Origin of the sequence: Aurantimonas sp. 22II-16-19i (assembly GCF_002088275.1) — a bacterium.
Classification (GTDB): Bacteria; Pseudomonadota; Alphaproteobacteria; order Rhizobiales; family Rhizobiaceae; genus Jiella.
The window spans coordinates 1-21,196 of the sequence record NZ_AQQS01000025.1 but is presented as its reverse complement, the minus strand read 5'-3'; the positions used below and the strand labels follow the sequence as shown (position 1 = coordinate 21,196).

Genomic DNA, 21,196 nt, shown 5'->3' with positions numbered 1-21,196 from the left:
GGGCATGGGATCGATGCGTGGCAGCAGCCGGGGAACGGGTCATGCAGGCGCCCATTCGCCGACGGAGCGCCGCTCGAACATCTCGCGGAACTGCCGGGTGGACTCCGGCAGGAGTTCGCCGCTCTGCCATTCCAGGATGACGGCGTGCTGGCGGATGACGTCGAAGACGTCGATCTCGCCGGCCCGGTAGCGCGCGGCGACCGCTTCAGGGTCTTCGCGCGCCCAGGCGACGCGGCTCTGGCGGATCTCTTCGCGCAGGGCCTTCGTCGCCGCCGCGTCGATCTCGTATTCGCAGAGCTCGGCGTCGATCTCGCGGATGACGACGCCATAGTCCTTGGCCGCGCGCTCGACGGAGACGTAGTCGTCGACGACGTCTTCCAGGACGCGCTTCGGATCGCGCTCCAGCGGGTCGCCGAAGCCGCCGCCGCCCGCCGTCGGGCGGGAGAAGACGTCGCCCTCGACGATCGGAACGTCGGAGAAGATCGCGCCGAGTCGCTCCTCCTTGCCGCCATCCTTGTGGATCAGGGTCAGGCCGTGCGGCATGGAGGGCAGCCCGCCCTCGATGCCCCAGACGACCGCCCGCTCGCGGTCGCAGATGTAGGAGATGACGACGCCTTCCGAGGCGAGCATGCGGGAGGTCTTCCTGAGACCCGATCCGCCCCGCCACTTGCCGGGGCCGGGGGAGTCGGTGACGATCTCCATCTCGGTGCAGATGATCGGGCTCGCCCGCTCCTGCCCCTCGACCGGCTGGGCCATCATGCCCGTACCGAAGGAGGCGGTGGTGCAGTTGTTGCCGTCCTTGCCGTTGCGCCCGCCCCAGCCGCCGGGCAGCCAGTCGTAGAACATGAACATCGACTTGTCCGAGGCGCGCCTGTCCCAGCCGCCGGTCAGAAGATATTCGAGATTGAAGGCGCAGGCGAGCGCCCGCTCGGGCATCAGCCGCGACCACATCTCGTAGATCGAGTTCATGATCTTCTCGAAGGGCATCAGGAAGCCGGTCACCGCCACCGGCCAGCGGGCGTCGACGATCGAGCCCTCCGGCGCGATGATCTCGAAGGCGCGGTAGAAGCCGGAATTCAGCGGCAGGTCCGGGAAGAAGGTCTTCATGCCGGCGGCAACGCCCGAAAAGGTCGTGCCGAAGGCGGAATTGTAGATCGAGCCGATCACCGGGTGGCTGCCGGTGAAGTCGTAGATCACCTTGTCGCCCCTGATGGTCATCTTGATCCGGATCGGGATCATGCCCTCGCCGCCGGCCGGATCGCGGTCGATGTAGTCGACCGTCTCCCATTCGCCGTCGGGCATCGCCGCGATGCGCTGGCGCACCGCCCGCTCGACATAGTCCTGGACGGCGGAAAGGCCGGTCTCGATGGTGTCGCGGCCGTATTTGTCGACGAGCCGCAGGATCTCGCGCTCGCAGACCCGCGTCGCCTGGGCCTGGGCCTGCATGTCGCCGATGATCGAGGCCGGGTCGCGGGTGTTGTGGGCGATCAGGCCGGCGACGTCCCGGTGCAGCTCGTTTTTGGAGAACAGCCGGACGGGGGTGATGCGCAGGCCCTCGCGGAACATCTCCCTGGCCGAGACGTCGAAGGAGCCGGGGACCGAGCCGCCGACATCGGACCAGTGGCCGTTCGACTGGGCGTAGGCGATCACCTTGCCGCCCGAGAAGATCGGCCGGACCAGCCGGACGTCGGAGAAATGCGTGCCGCCGGCATAGGGGTCGTTGATGGCGTAGACGTCGCCTTCGTGCATGTCGCCCTCGAAGTGGCGCATGACGTCCTGGCAGGTGAAGTGCAGGGTGCCGACATGGACGGCAATGTCCTGGTTGCCTTGCGCGGCGCATTCGCCCTTGGCATCGTGCAGGCCGCTGGAGAAGTCGTGATTGTAGATCACGAAGGAGTAGCAGGTCCGCAGCACCTGTTCGCCCATCTGGTCGACGGCGGTGATGAAGGAGTTCTTCAGAACCTCGAAGGTCACGGGATCGAGCGGTTCGGTGGCCATCGTCTCAGCCCTTCGCGCGGATGATGATGTTGAGATACTTGTCGACTTCGGCCCTGGCCCAGGGCGGCACGACGGTGGTGGAATCCACCTGTTCGACGATCGCCGGTCCCTCGATGGTGAAGCCGGCCGGCAGCTCCGCGCGGTCGTAGATCGGGGTGTCGTGGGGCTTCTCGTCGAACCAGACGGTGCGGCGGCTCGCCGGGCCGGGGGTCTCGCCGGTCGGCTCGTGGACTTTCAGATCGGCCTTCGGCACGACGCCGATCGCCTTCAGATTGACCCGGAACAGGCTGACCGGCGTGTCGTCGCGGCGGAAGTTGTATTCCCGGTGATGCTCGCGGTGGAAGTCCTCGACCAGGGCCTCGATCGAGCGGATCGGGCTCGGCGCGGTGACCGCCAGGGAGCGCCACTGGCCGCGATACATCATGTCGATCGAGCGCTGGAAGACGATGTCCTCAGGCTTGACACCCTCATGGGTCAGCCGGTCGAGGGCTTCCTTTTCGATGCGGGCGAACTGGGCCTCGATCACCTCGGGGTCGGCATGGGTCGCCTCGACCATGCAGTTTTCCGAAAAGTCGTGCTGCATGTCGACGAGGAGGCAGCCGAGCGCCGAGGTGACCCCTGGGTTGGTCGGCACGATGACGACCGGGATGGCGAGTTCGCGCGCGACATCGGCGCCATGCAGCGCGCCGGCCCCGCCGAAGGCGACGAGGGCGAAGTCGCGCGGGTCGTAGCCGCGGCTGATCGAGATCAGCCGAACCGCATCGGACATGTTGGCATTGGCGACCCTGACGATCGCGTCGGCCCCCGCTTCGACGGAGAGGTCGAAGGCTTCCGCGACCGTCGCGACGGACTTGCGGGCGAGATCCTGATCGAGCTGCACCGAGCCGCCGGCAAGGCTGGTGCCGAGGCGGCCGAGGGTGACGTTGGCATCGGTGTTGGTCGGCTGCGGATTGCCGTTGCCGTAGCAGGCGGGGCCGGGATTGGCGCCGGCCGACTGCGGGCCGTTGCGCAGCGAGCCAGCCTCGTCGGTCCAGGCGAGCGAGCCACCGCCGGCCCCGATCGTCATCACCTCGATGGAGGAGAAGCGGATCGGATAGCCGAATTCGATGTACCAGTCCTTGGTCACCCGCGACTGGCCCTCATAGGCGAGGGACACGTCGGTGGAGGTGCCGCCCATGTCGAGGCCGATCGAGTTGGGAAAGCCGCAGAGGCCGGCGATGTGGCGGCTGGCGATGGCGCCGGCCGCAATGCCCGAGCCGGCGAGGCGGGCGGCGAAGTCCTTGACGCTCGCCGGGGTCATGACGCCGCCGCCGGTGTGCAGCAGGAGGAGGTCGCGGGTGTAGCCCTCGGCGGCCAGCCGGTCTCCCAGCCGATTGGTGTAGCTGACGACGACGGGGCTGAGCGCGGCATTGACGACGGTGGTGGAGAAGCGCTCGTGCTCGAAGATCTCGGGCAGGACCTGCGAAGAGATCGAGACCGGTATGTCCGGCATCGCCTCGAGGAGAATCTCGCGCATCGCCCGCTCGTTGTCGCCGTTGAGATAGGCGTTCATGAAGCAGACGGCGATCGCCTCGACGCCCCGGCGCTTCAGGATCCGCGCGACCTCGCGGGCGGCATCGAGATCGAGCGCCTCGATGATTTCGCCCGTGGCATCGACCCGCTCGGGCACGGTCAGCCGGTCGCGGCGGGGGATGTAGGGGCGCACCACGTCCTTGTAGGCGTCCCAGAGATCCTCCTTGTTGGCGCGGCGGATCTCGATCACGTCCCGGAAGCCTTTGGTCGAGACAAGGGCGGTGCGCGGCAGGCGCCGGGTGATCAGGGCGTTGGTCGCCACCGTCGTGCCATGGGAAAACAGGGCGACGGCGGACAGATCGATGCCGGCCTTGGCGACGCCGGTCATGATCCCGTCGATCGGATCGCTGGTCGACGACGTCTTCTCGATCCGGATGAGACCCGTGGTCTCGTCCATGATGCACATGTCGGTGAAGGTGCCGCCGACGTCGACGGCTATGCGGAGGTTTTGCAAGGGGCTTGTTCCCGCTCATGCGTCGGGCCGTCGAAGTGCGACGGGCCGGGCCATCGGTTTGTGTGGCGAGCTAACCAGCTTTCAGGGGGCGCTTCTTGACGATTGGCGCATGAAATCTTGCGCCAGAACGAACTTTCGGCCTGCTTTTTTTGCGACTGCGAAGGATGCTCAATTGCTGCGCAGCACCATCGTCAAGCCTGTGTATCGATTGGGCATCGGCGGGGCACAACGGCCCACCCGTCGGCGGCCGGACGCACCTGTCCCGAGCCGCGTCGGCGACCCGTATTGCCGTTATCGGCGCGGGTTGGCCGTGATCGGATCGCGGGCCGTCGCTCGTGCCTCGCTCGGCGTGCAGCCGAAGCGCGCCCGGTAGCTGCGACTGAACTGGGCCTGGTCGCCGAAGCCGCATTCATAGGCGATCTCGGAGATCGATCCCCGGAAGCGGGGGTCGCGCAGCCGCTGGTCGCACAGAGCGAGGCGCTGGCTGCGGATGTGCCCCCCGACCGTGGTGTTCTCGGCTTCGAAGATCTGCTGGAGATAGCGCAGCGAGATCCCGCAGGCGTCGGCGACGGTCTGGGGCGTCAGGGTCGGATCGCCGAGCCGGCTGCGGATGATCTCCTCGGCCCGGCAGAGATGGGCGTTGCGGACCGCGGTGGACGAGCCGGAGAGCACCCGGCTGTCCTGGGTCACCGCGGCGGCGAGGAGTTCCACCAGTTGCCCGCCGATCAGATGGCGCGATGCCTCGGTGAACTCGGCGATCCGCGCCACCGCGATCCGCAGCATGTCGACGAACAGGGCACCCGCGCCCGATCGCGCGTCGAAGCGCAGCGTCGCCAGGCGCTCGGGCCGGCTGATGCGCGCCTCGAGCACCCTGCGCGGCACCTTCAGCACCCAGAGCGAGGCGGGATCGGCATGGCTGAACTCATAGGGCAGGTGGCTGCGCTCGATGAGGAACCCGCCCGGCGCGCAGGAGACGTCCTGGCCGTCCTGGACGAAGCGCACCTCGGCAAGCTCGGGGATGGTGATCAGGTAGCTCTCGTCCCGCTCTTCGACGAGGTGGTGCTGGTGTCGGCGGTACAGCATCCCGTTCGAGCAGTTGCGGGAGACCGAGACGGCGCCGAGGGACCAGGCTTCGAGGGTGCCGTCGAACAGCCGCGACCCGGCGAAGGCCAGGTCGAGCGGGAAATAGATGTCGGAGACGGCCTTTTGCCAGCCCAGCCGGCGCTGGGGCGGGGGAAGGTCGCGGGTCGAAAATCTCAGCGGCATTGCACTCACTCCGATCGTCGTCGAACGTGCCGTGTGCGGCGTTGACTTCTCCCTGTGGCTGCCGGGACCTGCCGGCGCTCCGTCGTCTTCCGGTCAGGCCGATGCAGTGGACGCCGTAGCCGCGGCCGAGTCCATCGCGCAAACCACCTGCTTCATGCGGCATCGTCCAGCGCATGCCGGACGGCTGCGGCGAGTTCGACCGCGCCGGGCGTGTCGGAATGGACGCAGATCGTATCGGCGTGCATGTCGATCAGCGTGCCCTCGGTGGTCGTCGCCTTGTTGGCGAGGACCACCTGCCTGACCCGCCTTGCGGCTTCCTCCGGATCCTTGGCGTCGTGTTTGCGGGTGATGATCAGGCGGCCTTCGCCGTCATAGTCGAGATCGGCATAGTATTCGGCGAGGAAGGCAACGCCGCGTCGGGCATAGACCGTTTCCTGCAACGTGCCGCGCATGCACAACAGCGGCACGTCGAAGATCTCCGCCACGTCGGCGATGGCCTCGGCCACGTGTTCGTGCCGCATCGCCGCGCCGTAGAGCGCGCCGTGGGGCTTGATATGGTTGAGCTTCAGGCCCTTCTCGTCGAGGAAACCGCGCAGGGCACCGATCTGGTAGATTAGGCAGGCTGCGAGTTCCTCCCGGTCCATGGTCATTTCCCGGCGCCCGAAACCCTGCAGGTCCGGGAAGGACGGATGCGCGCCGACCGCGACGCCGTGGTCGGCGGCCAGCGCGACCGTCGCGCGCATCACCGACGGGTCGGAGGCGTGGAAGCCGCAGGCGACATTGGCGATGTCGACATAGGGCATCAGCCCGGCGTCGTCGCCGCACTGGTAGAGGCCGAAGCCCTCGCCCATATCGCAATTGATGGTGACGCCCAAGATGCTCGCCCCTTTGCCCGAACCGCCGTCTTTGCAGTGGTTCCAAGCGTGGACGGGATCGGCCGGTCAGGTCAAATCGAATAAATCGCGGCGCGATATCTGCAAAACCGATGACCCATGCAGGCAGGCATATCTCGCCCGTCGGACGGTCGCACCGCGAACCGCCTCGGCGGCGATCAGTGCGGCCCCTCGGCCAGCCCGGCCGCCGCATAGCGCATGAAGTCGCTGAACGCGCCGCAGGCGGCGTCGGCCTTGGCATCGCGTTTCCAGGCGAGGCCGACATCCATGCTCGGCACGCCCTCGTCGATCACCCGCGTCTCGATGCGCTGGCCGTCGAGCGACCAGGGTCGGTAGACCATGTCGGAGAGGATTGTCACGCCCATGCCGGCGGCGACCATGGACCGGACGGCTTCGACCGAGGCCGTGCGGTAGATCACCCTCGGCTCGAGAGCGGCGTTCACCCAGTAGCGCATCGACGTCACCTTCGCCTCGTCGACGGTCAGCATGAGGTAGGGGTACGGCTCGACGTCGGCGAGCGCCACCCGGTCGGCGCGGGTGAGGGGGTGGCCGGGCGCCAGCCACAGCCGGCGCGGCGAGCGCTTGAGGATCTCGCTGGCGATGTGCTCGCGGTTCTCCAGATTGGAGACCAGCATGACGGCGACGTCGAGGGCCCCGTCGACGATCGCCTGTTCCAGAACCGGGCGCGGGGCCTCGAAGAGTTCGAGCGTGATGCCGGGATAGTTGGCATAGAAGCGGATGAGGTGCGGCGGCAGGAAATAGCCGGAGACGGTGTAGGTCACGCCGACCCGGACCCGGCCGGCGATCTGGTCGCCGCTCATATGCGGGCTGCGGATCGCCTCGGCGACGGAGGAGAGGATCTGCTTGGCCTGGGGCAGGAAGCGTCCGCCCTCGATCGTTACCCGCACGCCCTGGGGCGTGCGCTCGAGCAGCGGCGCGCCGAGCACAGCCTCGAGCTGCTGGATCGCCGTCGTCACCGCCGACTGGGAGACGTTGAGTTCCACCGCGGCGCGGCTGATCCGGCCGCTTTCGGCTGCGGCGACGAAATAGCGGATCTGCTTCAGCGATATCGACAAAGCGCAGGCTCTCCTCGATCATGGCAATTCGACACCCTCCCGGCGATGCGACGCCGCGAGACCTCCGCTCCTCCGGGCGTTTTCCCGATGTCAGTCCGTTTCCAGCCGAGGGCGGGAGGCGATGAGACGGGGTATCTGATTTTTTGATATGACGCTTTCTCTTTTGCAATTTTACGCCGGGGCGAAGTTTTGCAAGGCTTCGTCAGATGTTCCTCAAGCGACAGGCTGCTGACGCAATGACGAAGACCACCATCGAGGCCCCGATCCCCGGAACCTTCTACCGTTCGCCTTCCCCAGAGGAGCCGGTGTTCAAGAAGGAGGGCGACCCGGTCGCGGTGGGCGACACGGTGGGCCTGATCGAGGTGATGAAGTCCTTCACCCCCGTCGTCGCCGAGGCGGCCGGCACCCTCGTCGCCTTCCATGTCGAGAACGAGGACGCGGTGATGGCCGGCCAGCCGCTCTACGACCTCGAAGCCTGATCGATGGCGATCGCTAAGATCTTCGTTGCCAATCGCGGCGAGATCGCCGTCAGGATCGTTCGTGCCGCACAGGAACTCGGCATCGGCACGGTGCAGGCCGTGAGCGCGGCGGACGAGACCATGCTGGCGGCCCGGCTCGCCGACGAGACGGCGAAGGTAGGCCCCGCCCATGCGTCGAAATCCTACCTGAATTCCGACGCGCTGATCGCGGCGGCGCTCGAGACCGGCTGCGACGCGGTGCATCCGGGCTACGGCTTCCTCTCGGAGAACGCCGCCTTCGCCGAGAAGGTCGACGCGGCGGGCCTGATCTTCATCGGGCCGAAGCCGGAAACCATTACCAGGATGGGCGACAAGGCCAAGGCGAGGCGCGAGGCGCAGCTCGCAGGCGTTCCGACCGTGCCCGGGTCGGACGGGATCGTGACGGACGTCGCCGCAGCCCAGGCGGCGGCCGAGGCGGTCGGCTATCCGGTGATGATCAAGGCGGCGGCGGGCGGCGGCGGGCGCGGCATCCGCATCGCCGACGACGCAGCGCAACTGGCGACCCTCATCCCCCAAGCGAGCGCCGAGGCGAAGGCCGCCTTCGGCGATGGCGGACTTTATCTGGAGCGCTTCGTGCGCCGGGCCCGGCATGTCGAGGTCCAGATCCTCGGCGACGGGACGCGGGCGATCCACCTCTACGAGCGCGAATGTTCGCTCCAGCGCCGCCGCCAGAAGGTCTGGGAGGAGGCGCCCGCCGCCTGCCTCAGCCCGGAGCAGCGCGAGGCCCTGTGTGCGTCGGCGGTGAAACTCGCCGAGCGGGTCGCCTATCGCGGCGCCGGCACCCTCGAATATCTGTTCGACGAGGCGACGGGCGAGTTCTTCTTCATCGAGATGAACACCCGCATCCAGGTCGAGCATCCGGTGACGGAGATGGTCACCGGCGTCGATCTCGTCGCCTGGATGATCCGCATCGCCGGTGGCGAAAGGCTGTCGCTCACACAAGCCGACGTGACGCTGCGCGGCCATGCGGTCGAGGCGCGGATCAATGCCGAGGATCCGGCGGCCGACTTCCGGCCGCATCCGGGCACCGTGTCGGGGCTGGCGGTTCCGGGCGGCATGGGCGTGCGCTTCGATACGATGCTCTATCCCGGCTACCAGGTGCCACCCTTCTATGATTCGCTACTGGGCAAGCTGATCGCCCATGCCGAGACCCGCGAGGCGGCGATCGCGCGGCTGGCCCGGGCGCTGGGCGAGCTGACGGTGGAGGGGCTGCCGACGACGGCGGCGCTGCATCTGGCGCTGACCCGCAACGGCGACGTCCGCCGCGGCGCATTCCACACCGGCTGGCTGGAGGAATGGCTGAAGGGCCACCCGCTCGCAGGCGATCGAGCCGAACCGGGACAGGCCCGGCCAAGCCAAATCGACACAGGGCAAACCGACGCAGGACAAACCGAAGCAGGGAAAGAGGGCCGATGAAGACGCGTTATTCTTTCGGCGGCGACGAGCACATCTTCGTCGAGGTGGATGAGGAAATGTCCCTCGAGGCGTTCTTCAAGAGCCTGTCCATGACGACGGCGATCCGCGAGGCCGGGATCGACGGCATCACCGAGATCTGTCCGGCCAACGCCTCGTTCCAGGTGAAGTTCGACCCGGACGTGATCGCGCCGGACGCTTTGATGGAGCGGCTGAAGGGCTTCGAGGCGGCGGCCGAGAACGCCGAAAAGACGATCGACACCCGCATCATCGAGATGCCCGTCTTCTACAACGATCCCTGGACCCACGAGACGCTGATGCGGTTTCGCGAGCGTCACCAGGATCCGGATTCGACCGATCTCGAATATGCGGCGCGGATCAACGGCTATGCGAGCGTCGAGAGCTTCATCGAGGCCCATTCCGGGGCGCCCTGGTTCGTCTCGATGGTCGGTTTCGTCGCCGGGCTGCCCTTCACCTACCAGCTGGTCGAACGCGCGCGGCAGATCCAGGTGCCGAAATATCTGCGGCCCCGCACCGACACGCCGCGCCTGACGGTCGGCTATGGCGGCTGCTTCGGCTGCGTCTATTCCGTGCGCGGGGCCGGCGGCTACCAGATGTTCGGCATCACGCCGATGCCGATCTACGATCCGAAGGGCGAGCGGAGTTATCTGAAGGACCTGTTCCTGTTCAGGCCGGGCGACATCATCCGCTTCAAGCCGATCGACCGCGAGACCTATGACGCGACGCTCGCCGAGGTCGAGGCCGGGCGCTACGAGCCGAAGATCGCCTCCGTTCAATTCTCCCTCGATGCCTTCAACGCCGACCCCGAAGGCAACAACGCCAAGCTGCTGGAGGCGCTCGATGGCTGATGCTGCTGCGATGTTCGAAGTCGTCAAGCCGGGGCTTGCCACCACGGTGCAGGATCTCGGCCGGCCGGGCTATTACCATCTCGGCCTGCCGATTTCCGGCGCGATGGACCGTTTCGCGCTGATCGCCGCCAACCGGCTGGTCGGCAATCCCGACGGCGCGGCGGGCCTCGAGGCGGTGTTTCTCGGTCCGGTCCTCAAATTTGCGGCCGATACCGTCATCGCCATCACCGGCGCGACCATGCCGCCGAAGCTCGACGGCGTCGAGCAGCCGCTCTGGACGGCCTTTGCGGTCTCGGCCGGGCAGGAGCTCTCCTTCGGCTATCTGAAGGCCGGGGCGCGAGCCTATATCGCCATTGCCGGCGGGATCGACGTGCCGGAGGTCCATGGCTCCCGCTCGACCTATGCGCTGGGGGGCCTCGGCGGTTTCGAAGGCAGGGCGCTGAAGGCCGGCGACCAGGTGAAGTTCGGCGCGCCGACGGGGTCGCCCGGGCTGGGCGTCACCATCCCGGAGGACATCCGCCGCAACGTCCCGCAGTCGGGAACGGTGCTGCGGGCGATGCCCGGCCTCTACTGGCACCGCATCACCGAGGAATCCCAGGGCACCTTCTTCGAGGACAGCTGGAAGGTCGCACCCGAGGCCGACCGGATCGGCTATCGCTTCAAGGGCGGCCGGGCGCTGGATTTCGTCCCGCGTGAGCCGCCCTTCGGCGCCGGCTCCGACCCCTCCAACATCGTCGACAGCTGCTATCCCTACGGCTCGATCCAGGTGCCCGGCGGCACCGAGCCCATCGTGCTCCACCGGGACGCGGTGTCGGGCGGCGGCTATTTCATGGTCGGCACGGTGATCTCGGCGGACATGGACCTGATCGGCCAGCTCCAGCCGCACCAGCCGGTCCGCTTCGAATCCATCGACATGGAGGGGGCGCTGGCGGCGAGGCGGGAGGAAAAGGCGAGGCTGAACCGGCTCGGCGAGTTTCTCGGTCGCTGAGCGGCGTCATTTCACGCCGGTTTCCCATGGCCGCTGATCTCCTCCGACAGGTGTGATATCAGGGACTTCAGGAGGCCGCGTGGACAAGCTCGCATATCGCTCGCTGAATGATCAGACCTATGACCGGATCAAGCAGGGCCTGATGGCCGCGACGTTTCGGCCGGGTGAGACACTTGTCATCCGCACGCTCGCTGCCAGCTTCGGCGTGTCGGCGACGCCGGTGCGCGAGGCCCTGCAGCGACTGGTTGCCGAGCGGCTTCTGGTGATGAAGCCGAACCGCTCGATCGCGGTGCCGGAACTGGAGCTCGACGCCTATGTGGAGTTGCTCCGGATCCGCTGCGAGCTGGAGGGTCTTGCGGCGGACCTTGCCGCCCACCGTGTCGATCCCGCCGGGCTGGAGCGCCTGAGGAGCATTGTCGCGGACATCGACGTCGCTGTGGAGATGCACGACCACGCCGCCTATCGCGCGCTCAACCAGACTTTCCATTTCGCCCTCTACGACGAGGCGCGTTCGCCGCGCCTCGTCGGCATCATCCAGGATCTGTGGGGGCAGACCGGACCTTACGTGTCCGAACTCTTCGTTTCGGAGCCATACGGCCCCGAGGCCAATCGCGAACACAAGCGGATCCTGAGGGCTCTCGAAGGCCGGGACGGCGCGGACGCCCGCGACGGCCTCGTTGCCGACATCACCATTGCCAGCCGGCACATCCTGCCGCAGCTCTTGCGGATGGGCGCCGAAAGGTCGACGAGGCACCGGCGCGGCAGGCCGCCGGCGAAGGCTGAGCACGCGCAAAGCGATGCAGCGCAGTAGGTCCGGGGGAGGCCAACCTTGCCGCCCGGCTGCTTCTGCCGCCGTCAGTGCGTCGTCTTCAGCGCCTCGTCCATCACCGCAATGAACCGATCGGCGTTCGCCTGCGTGAAGACGAGGGGCGGGCGGATCTTCAAGGCGCTGTGGAATTTTCCGGTGACGCTGATCAGGACGCCGAGGTCGCGCATCCGGTTGACGATTCGGGAGGCGCGCTCGCGGTCGGGAGAGCGGCTGGCGCGATCGGTCACGATCTCCGCCCCGATGAAGAGGCCGGAGCCGCGAACGTCGCCGACGGCGTCGTGGCCTCTGGAAATGCGGCGAATGCCCTCCATCAGATAGCCGCCGACCGCCGCGGAATTGGCCATCAGCCCGTCTTCCTCGATCGTCTGAAGCACCGCCATCGCCGCCGCGCAGGACACTGCATTGCCGCCGAACGTGTTGAAATAGCGCGCCTTGCGGCCGAATTCGTCGCACACCTCGGGGCGCATGACGACGGCCGAGACCGGATGGCCGTTGCCCATCGGCTTTCCGAGGGTGACCAGGTCGGGAACGACACCGTGGCGCTGGAATCCCCACATGGCCTCACCGGTGCGTCCGAAACCGGGCTGGACCTCGTCGGCGACGAAGATGCCGCCGGCCTCGTGGATCGCATCGACGGCGCCGGCGAGAAAGCCCTTTTCTCCCGGCAACACGCCGTCGCTGGTGAACAGCGTGTCGACGATCAGGGCTGCCGGCGTGATCCCGTGGCGTCTGAGATCGGCGATCGCCGTTTCGACATCGGCCGTGAACGTCTGGCCGACGTCGCCTCTGCCTGTGCGATAGGCATCGGGGGCGGGGACGGTTCGCACATGCAGGCCGAGATCGACCGCTTTGCCGAGGGATGGCGAGAAGCAGGCGACGGCCTCGGAGATGCCGTGATAGGCATTTTCGGTGACGACGATGCCGGTGCCGCCCGTGAAGGCGCGGGCGATCCGCATGGCAAGATCGTTGGCTTCGCTGCCGGTGCAGGCGAACATCACCTGTGACAGTTCGGCCGGGAAGGTCGCGACCAGCCGCTCGGCATAGTCGAGGATCAGGCCGTGAATGTAGCGGGTGTTGGTGGCGAGAATGCCGACCTGCTCACGGATGGCTTCGACGACGCGCGGATGACAGTGACCGAGGGATGCGACGTTGTTGTAGGCGTCGAGATAGGCTCGGCCTTCCTCGTCATAGAGCCAGACGCCTTCGCCTCGCACGAGGTGCAGCGGCGTCTCGTACATCAGACGATAGGCAGGACCGAGGACGCGGGCGCGCCGCTCGATCATGGCCTCGTCCTTCGCCGGAAGATTACCGATGCCGGGAACATAGGCGTTCGGCATCGAAAGATCGGCTTTGGCACTCATCGCTGCTTCTCCGGTTCGCAAGCTGCTCGCGCGAGCATTTCGAGGCGACCATTTCGTTTTTGCACGTTCGGCACCGATCTCGCGGGGTGCGCACAAGGAGGCGAAACATGACGGCCGAGAAACGCGAGTTGCTCGTATCGCCGCTCGCGCATGTTCGGCGCGGCCACAGACCGAAATCTCGCTTTCAGGACGTCGGCGCCGTCGGTCGCGGCTCCAACGCCAGGCGCTATTCATGTGGTACCATATATCATCATAAAGATTCGCGTCGCGAAATCCCCGAAAAATCCGGTGTCATGGCATGAAATCCCTCTTGTCGACGCATGAAGTCGTTTTCGTGGTATATCATCCTTCCAGTCCGCAATTGACCGGAAGGGGCGAGCGCCGCGTTGCAAGCCTCTTGGGCTGCGCCATCGCTGCCAATCCAACACCATCTCCACAAGGATCGTAGCGCGCCATGACCATCGCCGATACCGCCGATGCCCCCGCCACGTTCACCGTCATGGCACCTCGCTTCAAGCCCGCCGAGATCACAGCATTGCTGCGGGATCGCTATGGGATCGAGGGCCGGGTCTGGCCGCTGGCGAGCGAGCGCGATCTCACCATGGGCGTCGAGGCCAGCGATGGCCGCCGGTTCGTCCTCAAGATCGCCAATTCGGCCGAGGACCCGGCGGTCGTCCGCTTCCAGAACGCGGCCCTCGTTCACATCGCCGACGTTGCACCGACATTGCCGGTCTCACGCGTCGTTGAAACTCTCCAGGGCCAGCGCGAATTCGTCGCTTCCGCTGACGGGCAAGAGCACATGGTGCGGCTCTTGACCTACCTGCCCGGAGACGTCCTCGCAGACGTCGAGAGAACGGCAACGCAGTTGCCGGCGATCGGCCGGCTGCTGGGGGAATTGTCCCTGGCCCTGTCGTCTTTTTCCCATCCTGTGCCGGGTGACGAGATCCTGTGGGACATGCAGCGAGCCGCAAGATTGCTGTCGCTGACGGGGAGCATTGCCAGTCCGGATCTGCGGAGACAGGTCGAAGCGATCCTCGCTCGATTTGCCGCTGAGATCGCACCGCGACAGGCGTCTCTGGAGCGGCAGATCGTCCACAACGACTTCAACCCATCCAATCTTCTCGTCGCGGCCGATGAACCGGGCCGCATCGTTGGCATTCTCGATTTTGGGGACATGATGGAGGCGCCGCGGATCTTCGACGTTGCCGTCGCCTGCTCCTACCACGTCCCGGCCGAAGGGCCGCCGCTGGGATTTGCCACCATGCTGCTCTCAGCCTATCACGCCGTCCACCCTCTGGCCGAGGACGAAATTCCGCTCCTCTTCGACCTCATCGCGACCCGGCACGCGATGACGATCGCCATCAGCGAGTGGCGGGCGCAGCGACATCCGGAGAATGCTGCCTACGTGCTGCGAAACCATGCGAACGCCGCCCGGGCGATCGGACGTTTCGCTACGGTACGCCGCGATGAGGCCGTTGCCGAGTTGGAACAGGCCTGTCGCTTGCGGGCCTGAGCGCGCGCCGTGCGTTCCGGGGCTCGGGCTTCCTTCCCTTTGCCGTCTCTCGGAAATCTGTCGACGACTGCCGAGCGAAAGCAGATGCCACCAGTGTTCGATACGGACTGAACTGTCCCGGGTTTGCCGGATGCTCCGACTCCCATGCCCCGGCGCCGAACAGGCTCTGGCTCTCGGACTTCATCGACGCCAGCATCTGGTCGGGCTTCGTCTCCGTGGCCTTCGTTCTTGACGCCTATGTCCGCCGCATCGTCGGCTGGCGGGTGAGCAAGCACCGTCTGCTTGAGACTATCGGCAGCATCCCCCAGGCGAAGCCGAGGCGCGCTCCTACGCCACGCTGGAAGAACCGGCCATGGTGGCGCGACTCAAACGAAACGGCCTGCCGCAAAACAGGAGCGGTTCAGTCGACGTCGCTCCTTGAGCAACGGTCATCCGGAAAGCCCGACCCGCACGGGTGAGGCGACCAATCGGTTCAGGATCAGCGGAGAGATGCCGCGATGAAGTCGACGAAGGCACGGACCCGCGCCGGCGTGTTGCCGCCGCCGGCGAAGACCGCGTGGATGACCTCGACGTCGCCGGGATTGAAGGCTTCGAGGATCGGGACGAGGCGACCCTCCGCGAGGTCCGACACGACGCTGAAGGCGCCGACCCGCGCGATGCCGATGCCGAGGGCGGCGAGCTGGCCGAGGGTCTCGCCGTTGTTCGCCTCGATGCCGCCCTTCACCGTCAGCGAGAAGACCCGGCCGTCCCGGCGAAACGGCCAGACCGGCTCTGCCCTGCGGAAGTTGAAGTTCAGGCAGTTGTGCCGATAGAGGTCCTCCGGCACCTGGGGCGTGCCGAATTGGGCGAGATAGTCCGGGGAGGCGACGATCATCCGGCCGTTCTCGCCGATCTTGCGGGCCGTCAGCGTGCTGTCGGCGAGCGGGCCGAAGCGGATCGCCACGTCCGCCTGGCCCGCTGCGATGTCCACCGGCGTGTCGGTGAGGGCGATGTCGACGAGAATATGCGGGTAGAGCCGGGCGAACGCCCCGAGCAGCGGCACCACGCAGAGCCGCCCGTGCGACAGCGCGGCACTGACCCGCAATCGCCCGCGGGGTGCGCCCTGGTCGGCGATCTGCTGCTCGGCGTCGTCGAGATCGGTGAGGATCCGCCGCGCCGCCTGGTGATAGGCCTGACCCTCGGCGGTGAGCGTGAGGGCGCGCGTCGAGCGCAGGAGCAGCCGCACGCCGAGGCGTTCCTCGATCCGGTCGATCGCCCGGCTGACCGCCGACGGCGTCAGGTCGAGGGCTCGTCCCGCCGCCGAAAAGCTACCCCGCCGCACCACCTCGGCGAAGATCTCCAGCGCCCGCGCCCGGTCTGCGCCTCCCATCAGCTTTGCGTCCAAGACAAAGATCCTTCTCATCAACAGGCGATACTCAGCGGCGTCGATCGCCGTCATCTATGCGCTCAGGTCTCAACGAGAGAAAGATCGCACCATGGATTATCGGCAACTCGGCACTTCGGGACTGCGCGTCCCGGCCTTGAGCTTCGGTACCGGAACCTTTGGCGGCACGGGGCCGCTGTTCGGCGCCTGGGGACGCAGCGACGCGAAGGAGGCGCGGCGTCTGGTCGACATCTGCCTCGAGGCCGGCGTGACGCTGTTCGACACCGCCGACGTCTATTCGAACGGCGCCTCGGAGGAGGTTCTGGGCGAGGCGATCAAGGGCCGGCGCGACGCGGTGCTCATCTCCACCAAGACGGGCCTGCCGATGGGCGAGGGGCCGCAGGACTGGGGCACGTCCAGGTCCCGGCTGATCCGGGCGGTCGACGAGTCGCTGCGGCGGCTGCAAAGCGACCATGTCGATCTCCTGCAGCTCCACGCCTTCGACGCCTCGACGCCTGCCGAAGAGTTGATGGAGACCCTCGACCGGCTGATCGCGGCCGGCAAGATCCGCTATGCGGGTGTTTCCAACTATCCCGGCTGGCAGCTGATGAAGGCGCAGGCCGTCGCCGAACGCCGGGGCCTGCCGCGGCTCGTCGCCCATCAGGTCTATTATTCGCTGATCGGGCGCGCCTATGAGGCCGATCTCATGCCGCTCGCCAAGGACCAGGGCATCGGCGCGCTGGTCTGGAGCCCGCTCGGCTGGGGGCGGCTCACCGGCAAGATCGGTCGCGGACGGCCCCTGCCAAGAGACAGCCGCCTGCATGATACCGAACAGTTCGCGCCGCCCGTCGAGGCCGAGCACCTCTACCGGGTCGTCGAGGTGCTGGAGGCGGTCGCTGCGGAGACGGGCAAGTCAGTCCCCCAGATCGCCATTCGATGGCTGCTGCAGCGCCCGACCGTCTCCTCCGTGATCATCGGCGCCCGCAACGAGGACCAGCTGCGGCAGAATCTCGGCGCCGTCGGCTGGACGCTGACCAGCGAGCAGATGGCGGCCCTCGATGCGGCAAGCGACATCCTGCCGCCCTATCCCCACACCCCGTACCGCCAGCAGGAGGGCTTTGCCCGCCTGAACCCGGCGCTGGTCTGAGGAGGCGACGATGAAGCCCAACTTCGGCCTGATCGCCCTCGCGGTGGGCGCCTTCGCCATCGGTGTGACGGAATTCGCCCCGATGGGGCTGCTGCCGGCCATCGCGGACGATCTCGGCGTCTCTGTTCCGGCGGCCGGCCTGCTTATCAGCGCCTATGCGATAGGCGTCATGATCGGCGCGCCGCTGATGATCCTCACCACAGGGCGCGTGCCACGGCGGACCCTCCTGATCGGGCTCGCGGCCATCTTCACCCTCGGCAACGTGCTGTCTGCGGTCTCCGACAACTATGGCATGCTGCTTTTCGCCCGGATCGTCACTTCGCTCAATCACGGCGCCTTCTTCGGCGTCGGCTCGGTGGTCGCGGCCAGCCTCGTTGCGCCCGGGCGGCGGGCCGGCGCGGTGGCGGCGATGTTCATGGGGCTGACCGTCGCCAACGTGGTCGGCGTGCCGCTGGCCACCTTCGCCGGCGAGCATTTCGGCTGGCGCGCGTCCTTCTGGGGGATCGCCGGCCTCGGCGTCGCGACCATGGCGGCGCTGCGGCTGTCGCTGCCGGCGCTCGCCGCATCGAAGGGCGGCAACGCCCTTGCCGAACTGCGGGTGCTGATCCGCGGCGAAGTGCTCGGCGCGCTGGCGCTGACCGTTCTCGGATCCAGCGCGATGTTCACCGTCTTCACCTACATCGTGCCGATCCTGCGCGAGGCGACCGGGGCCTCGCTCGGTTTCGTCACGGCGATGCTGGTCACCTACGGCGTCGGCCTGACCGTCGGCAACTGGCTCGGCGGCCGCTTCGCCGACCGGTCCGTCGACCGGACGCTGATCGTGACGCTGGCATCGCTCTCCGCCGTCCTCGCCGCCTTCGCATTGCTGATGTCGAGCGAGCCCGCGAGCGCCGTCCTCATCTTCCTGTGGGGCGTCGCGAGCTTCGCGCTGGTGCCGCCGCTCCAGGTGCGGGTGATGGGCGCGGCGGCAGATGCGCCCAATCTCGCTTCGGCCGTCAATATCGGCGCCTTCAACCTCGGCAACGCCATCGGCGCGGCGTTGGGCGGCGGTGTCATCTCGGCCGGGCTCGGCTATCCGGCGGTCGCGCTGGCCGGGGCGGTGATGGCGACCGTCGGTCTCTGCGCCGCCTTTTTGGCGCGGCGGCGGACGCCGCCTGCGGCCGCAGGAGAGCTTCGTGAAAGCACCGTGTGATCAGCGGGTGGTCTCGACGATGGTGCAACCGCTCGCGTCTGGAGCCGAGGGCTGACGATCGGAAGCGCTTTCCTTGCGAAACAACGGTCGTTGCCATGTGGGCGACGACAGCCCCTTCGGCCTACGCCGCCCCTGTGCCGCCAGCGTCTGCAGGTGTCGGCGATGGTGACGGATGGCCGCGAAAACTGGCCGGGATCGTCAGGAAGTGACGTACGACCGGATCGGCAGGGCCGATGTGATATTTCTGCAGGTTGGCCTGTATGTCGGCGTCTTCATGGGTGACGCGCCGGTGCTGGCGCAGGTGCTCGGCCCAGGACTCGACCATGAACCACTCGACGAGCCTTTCCGGATCGCCGGCATCCTCGGTGATGCCCCAGCCATAGGCGCCGTCGCGTCGGCGCTCGCCGGACAGGCGCCGGATCGCCGCGAGGAAGTGCTGGCGGTCGGCTTCCGCCACCCGGTACTCGATGAGGACGAGGACCGGCCCCCGGTCGTTCGGCACTTCGCTCGCCGTCAACGGCTCCGGCCAGTGGCTCGACGGGACGAGATCGGCCTCGCCGGTCGGCAGCTTGATCCTGTGCAGGACGAGGCTGACCAGCAGCAGTACGCTCGCACCGATGAGAAGCGTCGGGGCGATGCCGACTTCCTGGGCGACGAGACCCCAGCCGAGACTGCCGACGGTCATCGCGCCGTTGAAGACCGTGAGGTAGACGGCGAGGGCCCGGCCGCGCACCCAGTTCGGCAGGATCGACTGGGCAGTTCCGTTGAGGGTGGTAAGGGCGACGATCCAGGCGGCGCCGAGGAACAGGAGCGCAACGATCGCCAGCCACTGGGGCGGGGCGAGGGCGAGACAGGCCATGACGGCGGAGGCGACCGCGGCGGCGAGCAGCACCAGGCCGTCGGCATCGAGCCGCGCCCGGATCTTGGGCAGGACGAGCGCTCCGCCGATCGCACCGACGCCGACGGCGCCGAGGAGAACGCCGTAGAAGCTCGGGCCGCCGCCGAGGATGTTGCGGGCGACCAGCGGCAGGAGCGCCCAGACCGCGCTCGAGAAGACGAAGAAGACGAAGGCCCTGAACAGCACGACATGCAGCGTCCGGCTGGCGCGCGCATAGCGCAGGCCGGCGCGGAAGGCGCCGAAGAACTGCTCTGACAAAGCGTCGGCTTCGTCCTTCGGCCGCTTCCACCAGAGCAGCGCGCCGATGACGAAGACGTAGCTCGCGACATCCATGCCGTAGGTCACGGCGGCACCTGCCGCCGCCAGGACGAGGCCGCCGGCGGCCGGGCCGATCGAGCGCGCGATGTTGATGCCGAGGGAGTTCAGGGCGACGGCGTTCTTCAGTTCGCCACGGGGGACGAGCTCGGGCACGATGGACTGCCAGACGGGGCCCATCAGGGCGGTGCCGACGCCGCCGAGAAAGGTCAGGGCGACGAGGGAGGAGACCGTCAGGGCGCCGGCATGGGCGAGCAGCATCAGGGTGATCGAGACGCCGGCGAGGAGGAGCTGGATGCAAATCAGGAGCTTGCGCCGATCGAGAATGTCGGAGAGGACGCCCGCCGGGATCGCCAGGAGGAAGATCGGCAGCGTCGCGGCCGCCTGCACGAGAGCGACGGCGGCGGGCTCGCCGGAGAGGTCGGTGACCAGCCAGGCGCTGGCGGTGTCGCGGACGAAGCTGCCGACATTGCCGAGGATGGTCGCCACCCAGAGGATCAGGAAGGCCTTTTCCCGCAACGGCCCGAAGCCGCCGGCAGGGCTTGTCGCCGGGTCTGGCAGGGGGGCTTGCGGGGGGGCGGTGCCGGCGGTCATCGTCTGTCGTCCCCGTCGTGGCGCAATCTGTCTTCGCGCAACGTGTCCTTGCGCGACCTGTCTCGGCGCGATGCCAAATCCCACCAGGCGACGAGGAGAAACCCGCCGGCAAGGCCGAGATGCTCGAAGAAGGCATTGGCCGCCATGGTGCGGCCCGGCGGCGCCATCTCCCAGAAGCGCAGGGCGACGACGGTCGCCGCGAGCGTGAAGCCGGCGAGCGCCAGGGCGCCGAGCCAGCGGCAGAAGCCGGAGAGGATCAGGGCCGAGGCGCAGAGTTGGGAGACGATGACGAGAACCGCGAAAGGCTCCGCCGGGGCGAGGCCGAAATGCTGCATCTCGGCGATGGCGGCGGGGAAGTCGAAGGCCTGGGTGAGGGCGCCCTGGATATAGGCGGCGCAAAGGCCGAGGAGGGCGATCCAGTGGACGGCGGGCGAGGCGACGAGGCGAGCGATTGCCGGGCCTTCGGCAGGATGGTCAACGCTGGTCATCGGTCGTGCCATCCATCTCACTCTGGAGCGCCGCCAGATTGGCCTCCTCTTCGGCGATGCGATCGGCGATCCGCTCTTCCTCGGCCTCGCCGCTGGCGGCCGAGGCTTGCTCGACGAGGGTGCGGATGTTGTCGCGTGTCGCCGCGATCGCGCCGGCGAGTTCGTCCTTGCGTGCCGCGTTCGGCATGATCCGTGATCCTCGTGTGAAGGGCCGTCGGTCGGGGCATGTCGGGGCGTCGATCGGACCCGACATGCCTGGGTGGGACGGTCACGGCGCAGCTTTTCGCCGGCCGTGACGGTGCCGTCAGCCCTCGATGAAGGCGAGGAGGTCTTCGTTGAAGCGATCGCCCATGGTCTGGTAGAGGCCGTGCGGCGCGCCGTCATAGACCTTCAGCTCGGCGCCCGCGACGATCCCGGCGGTCTTCTCGCCGGACGCGGCGATCGGAACG

General features: G+C 67.5%; 19 protein-coding genes and 2 pseudogenes. 10 read left to right on the top strand and 11 right to left on the bottom strand.

The window, feature by feature from the left end; translation table 11 throughout:
* Nucleotides 1–39: 39 nt before the first annotated feature.
* The 5 genes from ATO4_RS18130 to ATO4_RS18110 form a co-directional block, all read right to left on the bottom strand.
* Nucleotides 40–1,998 (bottom strand): hydantoinase B/oxoprolinase family protein, encoded by a 1,959-nt coding sequence (locus ATO4_RS18130; RefSeq protein ID WP_083592953.1) that lies wholly within the window; start codon nt 1,996–1,998, stop codon nt 40–42.
* Between the two features lie 4 nt (nt 1,999–2,002).
* Nucleotides 2,003–4,024 carry a hydantoinase/oxoprolinase family protein gene (locus ATO4_RS18125; protein ID WP_083592952.1) on the bottom strand — a complete coding sequence of 674 codons (2,022 nt, stop codon included), beginning with the start codon at nt 4,022–4,024 and terminating at the stop codon, nt 2,003–2,005.
* Between the two features lie 291 nt (nt 4,025–4,315).
* Nucleotides 4,316–5,290, bottom strand: coding sequence for an AraC family transcriptional regulator (locus tag ATO4_RS18120; protein WP_083592951.1), 975 nt, complete (start codon nt 5,288–5,290; stop codon nt 4,316–4,318).
* Between the two features lie 152 nt (nt 5,291–5,442).
* Nucleotides 5,443–6,165 (bottom strand): 5-oxoprolinase subunit PxpA, encoded by a 723-nt coding sequence (pxpA, locus tag ATO4_RS18115; protein WP_083592950.1) that lies wholly within the window; start codon nt 6,163–6,165, stop codon nt 5,443–5,445.
* A 176-nt stretch (nt 6,166–6,341) separates the two neighbouring features.
* Nucleotides 6,342–7,259 carry a LysR family transcriptional regulator gene (locus ATO4_RS18110; protein ID WP_083592949.1) on the bottom strand — a complete coding sequence of 306 codons (918 nt, stop codon included), beginning with the start codon at nt 7,257–7,259 and terminating at the stop codon, nt 6,342–6,344.
* Between the two features lie 236 nt (nt 7,260–7,495).
* On the opposite strand from ATO4_RS18110, the gene ATO4_RS18105 reads away from it, so the two are divergent.
* The 5 genes from ATO4_RS18105 to ATO4_RS18085 all read left to right on the top strand — a co-directional run bounded on the left by ATO4_RS18105 (nt 7,496) and on the right by ATO4_RS18085 (nt 11,858).
* Nucleotides 7,496–7,738, top strand: a complete 243-nt coding sequence (locus ATO4_RS18105; protein ID WP_083592948.1) for an acetyl-CoA carboxylase — start codon at nt 7,496–7,498, stop codon at nt 7,736–7,738.
* A gap of 3 nt (nt 7,739–7,741) precedes the next feature.
* Nucleotides 7,742–9,193: an acetyl-CoA carboxylase biotin carboxylase subunit gene (locus tag ATO4_RS18100; protein WP_083592947.1), complete on the top strand. Its 1,452-nt coding sequence runs from the start codon at nt 7,742–7,744 to the stop codon at nt 9,191–9,193.
* Entirely contained in the window at nt 9,190–10,059 is an 870-nt protein-coding gene (locus ATO4_RS18095) for an allophanate hydrolase subunit 1 (RefSeq protein WP_083592946.1), read from the top strand. Before ATO4_RS18100 ends, ATO4_RS18095 begins: the two co-directional genes overlap by 4 nt.
* Complete coding sequence (locus ATO4_RS18090) at nt 10,052–11,047, top strand: biotin-dependent carboxyltransferase family protein (protein WP_083592945.1); 996 nt, start codon at nt 10,052–10,054, stop codon at nt 11,045–11,047. Before ATO4_RS18095 ends, ATO4_RS18090 begins: the two co-directional genes overlap by 8 nt.
* Before the next feature lie 79 nt (nt 11,048–11,126).
* Nucleotides 11,127–11,858: a GntR family transcriptional regulator gene (locus ATO4_RS18085; protein WP_083592944.1), complete on the top strand. Its 732-nt coding sequence runs from the start codon at nt 11,127–11,129 to the stop codon at nt 11,856–11,858.
* Between the two features lie 44 nt (nt 11,859–11,902).
* Here the strand turns inward: ATO4_RS18085 and ATO4_RS18080 are convergent, their stop codons facing one another.
* On the bottom strand, nt 11,903–13,213 hold the full coding sequence (locus ATO4_RS18080; protein ID WP_210191100.1) for an aspartate aminotransferase family protein: 1,311 nt from the start codon (nt 13,211–13,213) through the stop codon (nt 11,903–11,905).
* A 131-nt stretch (nt 13,214–13,344) separates the two neighbouring features.
* Here ATO4_RS18080 and ATO4_RS27290 point away from each other — a divergent pair, with 131 nt between their 5' ends.
* From ATO4_RS27290 to ATO4_RS27285, 3 genes and pseudogenes are all read left to right on the top strand, one after another.
* Nucleotides 13,345–13,539: a hypothetical protein gene (locus tag ATO4_RS27290; RefSeq protein WP_139802534.1), complete on the top strand. Its 195-nt coding sequence runs from the start codon at nt 13,345–13,347 to the stop codon at nt 13,537–13,539.
* A gap of 152 nt (nt 13,540–13,691) precedes the next feature.
* Entirely contained in the window at nt 13,692–14,750 is a 1,059-nt protein-coding gene (locus tag ATO4_RS18075) for a phosphotransferase (protein WP_083592942.1), read from the top strand.
* A gap of 146 nt (nt 14,751–14,896) precedes the next feature.
* Nucleotides 14,897–15,022, top strand: a pseudogene (locus ATO4_RS27285) (IS3 family transposase); the annotation flags it as partial.
* A gap of 206 nt (nt 15,023–15,228) precedes the next feature.
* Here ATO4_RS27285 and ATO4_RS18065 read toward each other — a convergent pair.
* Nucleotides 15,229–16,119 carry a LysR family transcriptional regulator gene (locus ATO4_RS18065; protein WP_210191099.1) on the bottom strand — a complete coding sequence of 297 codons (891 nt, stop codon included), beginning with the start codon at nt 16,117–16,119 and terminating at the stop codon, nt 15,229–15,231.
* A gap of 106 nt (nt 16,120–16,225) precedes the next feature.
* On the opposite strand from ATO4_RS18065, the gene ATO4_RS18060 reads away from it, so the two are divergent.
* On the top strand, nt 16,226–17,260 hold the full coding sequence (locus ATO4_RS18060; protein ID WP_083592940.1) for an aldo/keto reductase: 1,035 nt from the start codon (nt 16,226–16,228) through the stop codon (nt 17,258–17,260).
* A 10-nt stretch (nt 17,261–17,270) separates the two neighbouring features.
* On the top strand, nt 17,271–18,452 hold the full coding sequence (locus tag ATO4_RS18055) for an MFS transporter (protein ID WP_083592939.1): 1,182 nt from the start codon (nt 17,271–17,273) through the stop codon (nt 18,450–18,452).
* Between the two features lie 121 nt (nt 18,453–18,573).
* On the opposite strand, the gene ATO4_RS18050 is transcribed toward ATO4_RS18055, so the two are convergent.
* The 4 genes and pseudogenes from ATO4_RS18050 to ATO4_RS28475 form a co-directional block, all read right to left on the bottom strand.
* Nucleotides 18,574–20,259 carry an MFS transporter gene (locus ATO4_RS18050; protein WP_083592938.1) on the bottom strand — a complete coding sequence of 562 codons (1,686 nt, stop codon included), beginning with the start codon at nt 20,257–20,259 and terminating at the stop codon, nt 18,574–18,576.
* A complete protein-coding gene (locus ATO4_RS18045) occupies nt 20,256–20,747 on the bottom strand; it encodes a DoxX family protein (RefSeq protein ID WP_139802533.1) in 492 nt (163 codons plus the stop codon). The genes ATO4_RS18050 and ATO4_RS18045 overlap by 4 nt, the downstream gene beginning before the upstream one ends.
* Nucleotides 20,734–20,934, bottom strand: a complete 201-nt coding sequence (locus tag ATO4_RS18040; RefSeq protein WP_083592936.1) for a hypothetical protein — start codon at nt 20,932–20,934, stop codon at nt 20,734–20,736. The genes ATO4_RS18045 and ATO4_RS18040 overlap by 14 nt, the downstream gene beginning before the upstream one ends.
* A gap of 117 nt (nt 20,935–21,051) precedes the next feature.
* A pseudogene (locus ATO4_RS28475) lies at nt 21,052–21,196 on the bottom strand (alpha/beta hydrolase); the annotation flags it as partial.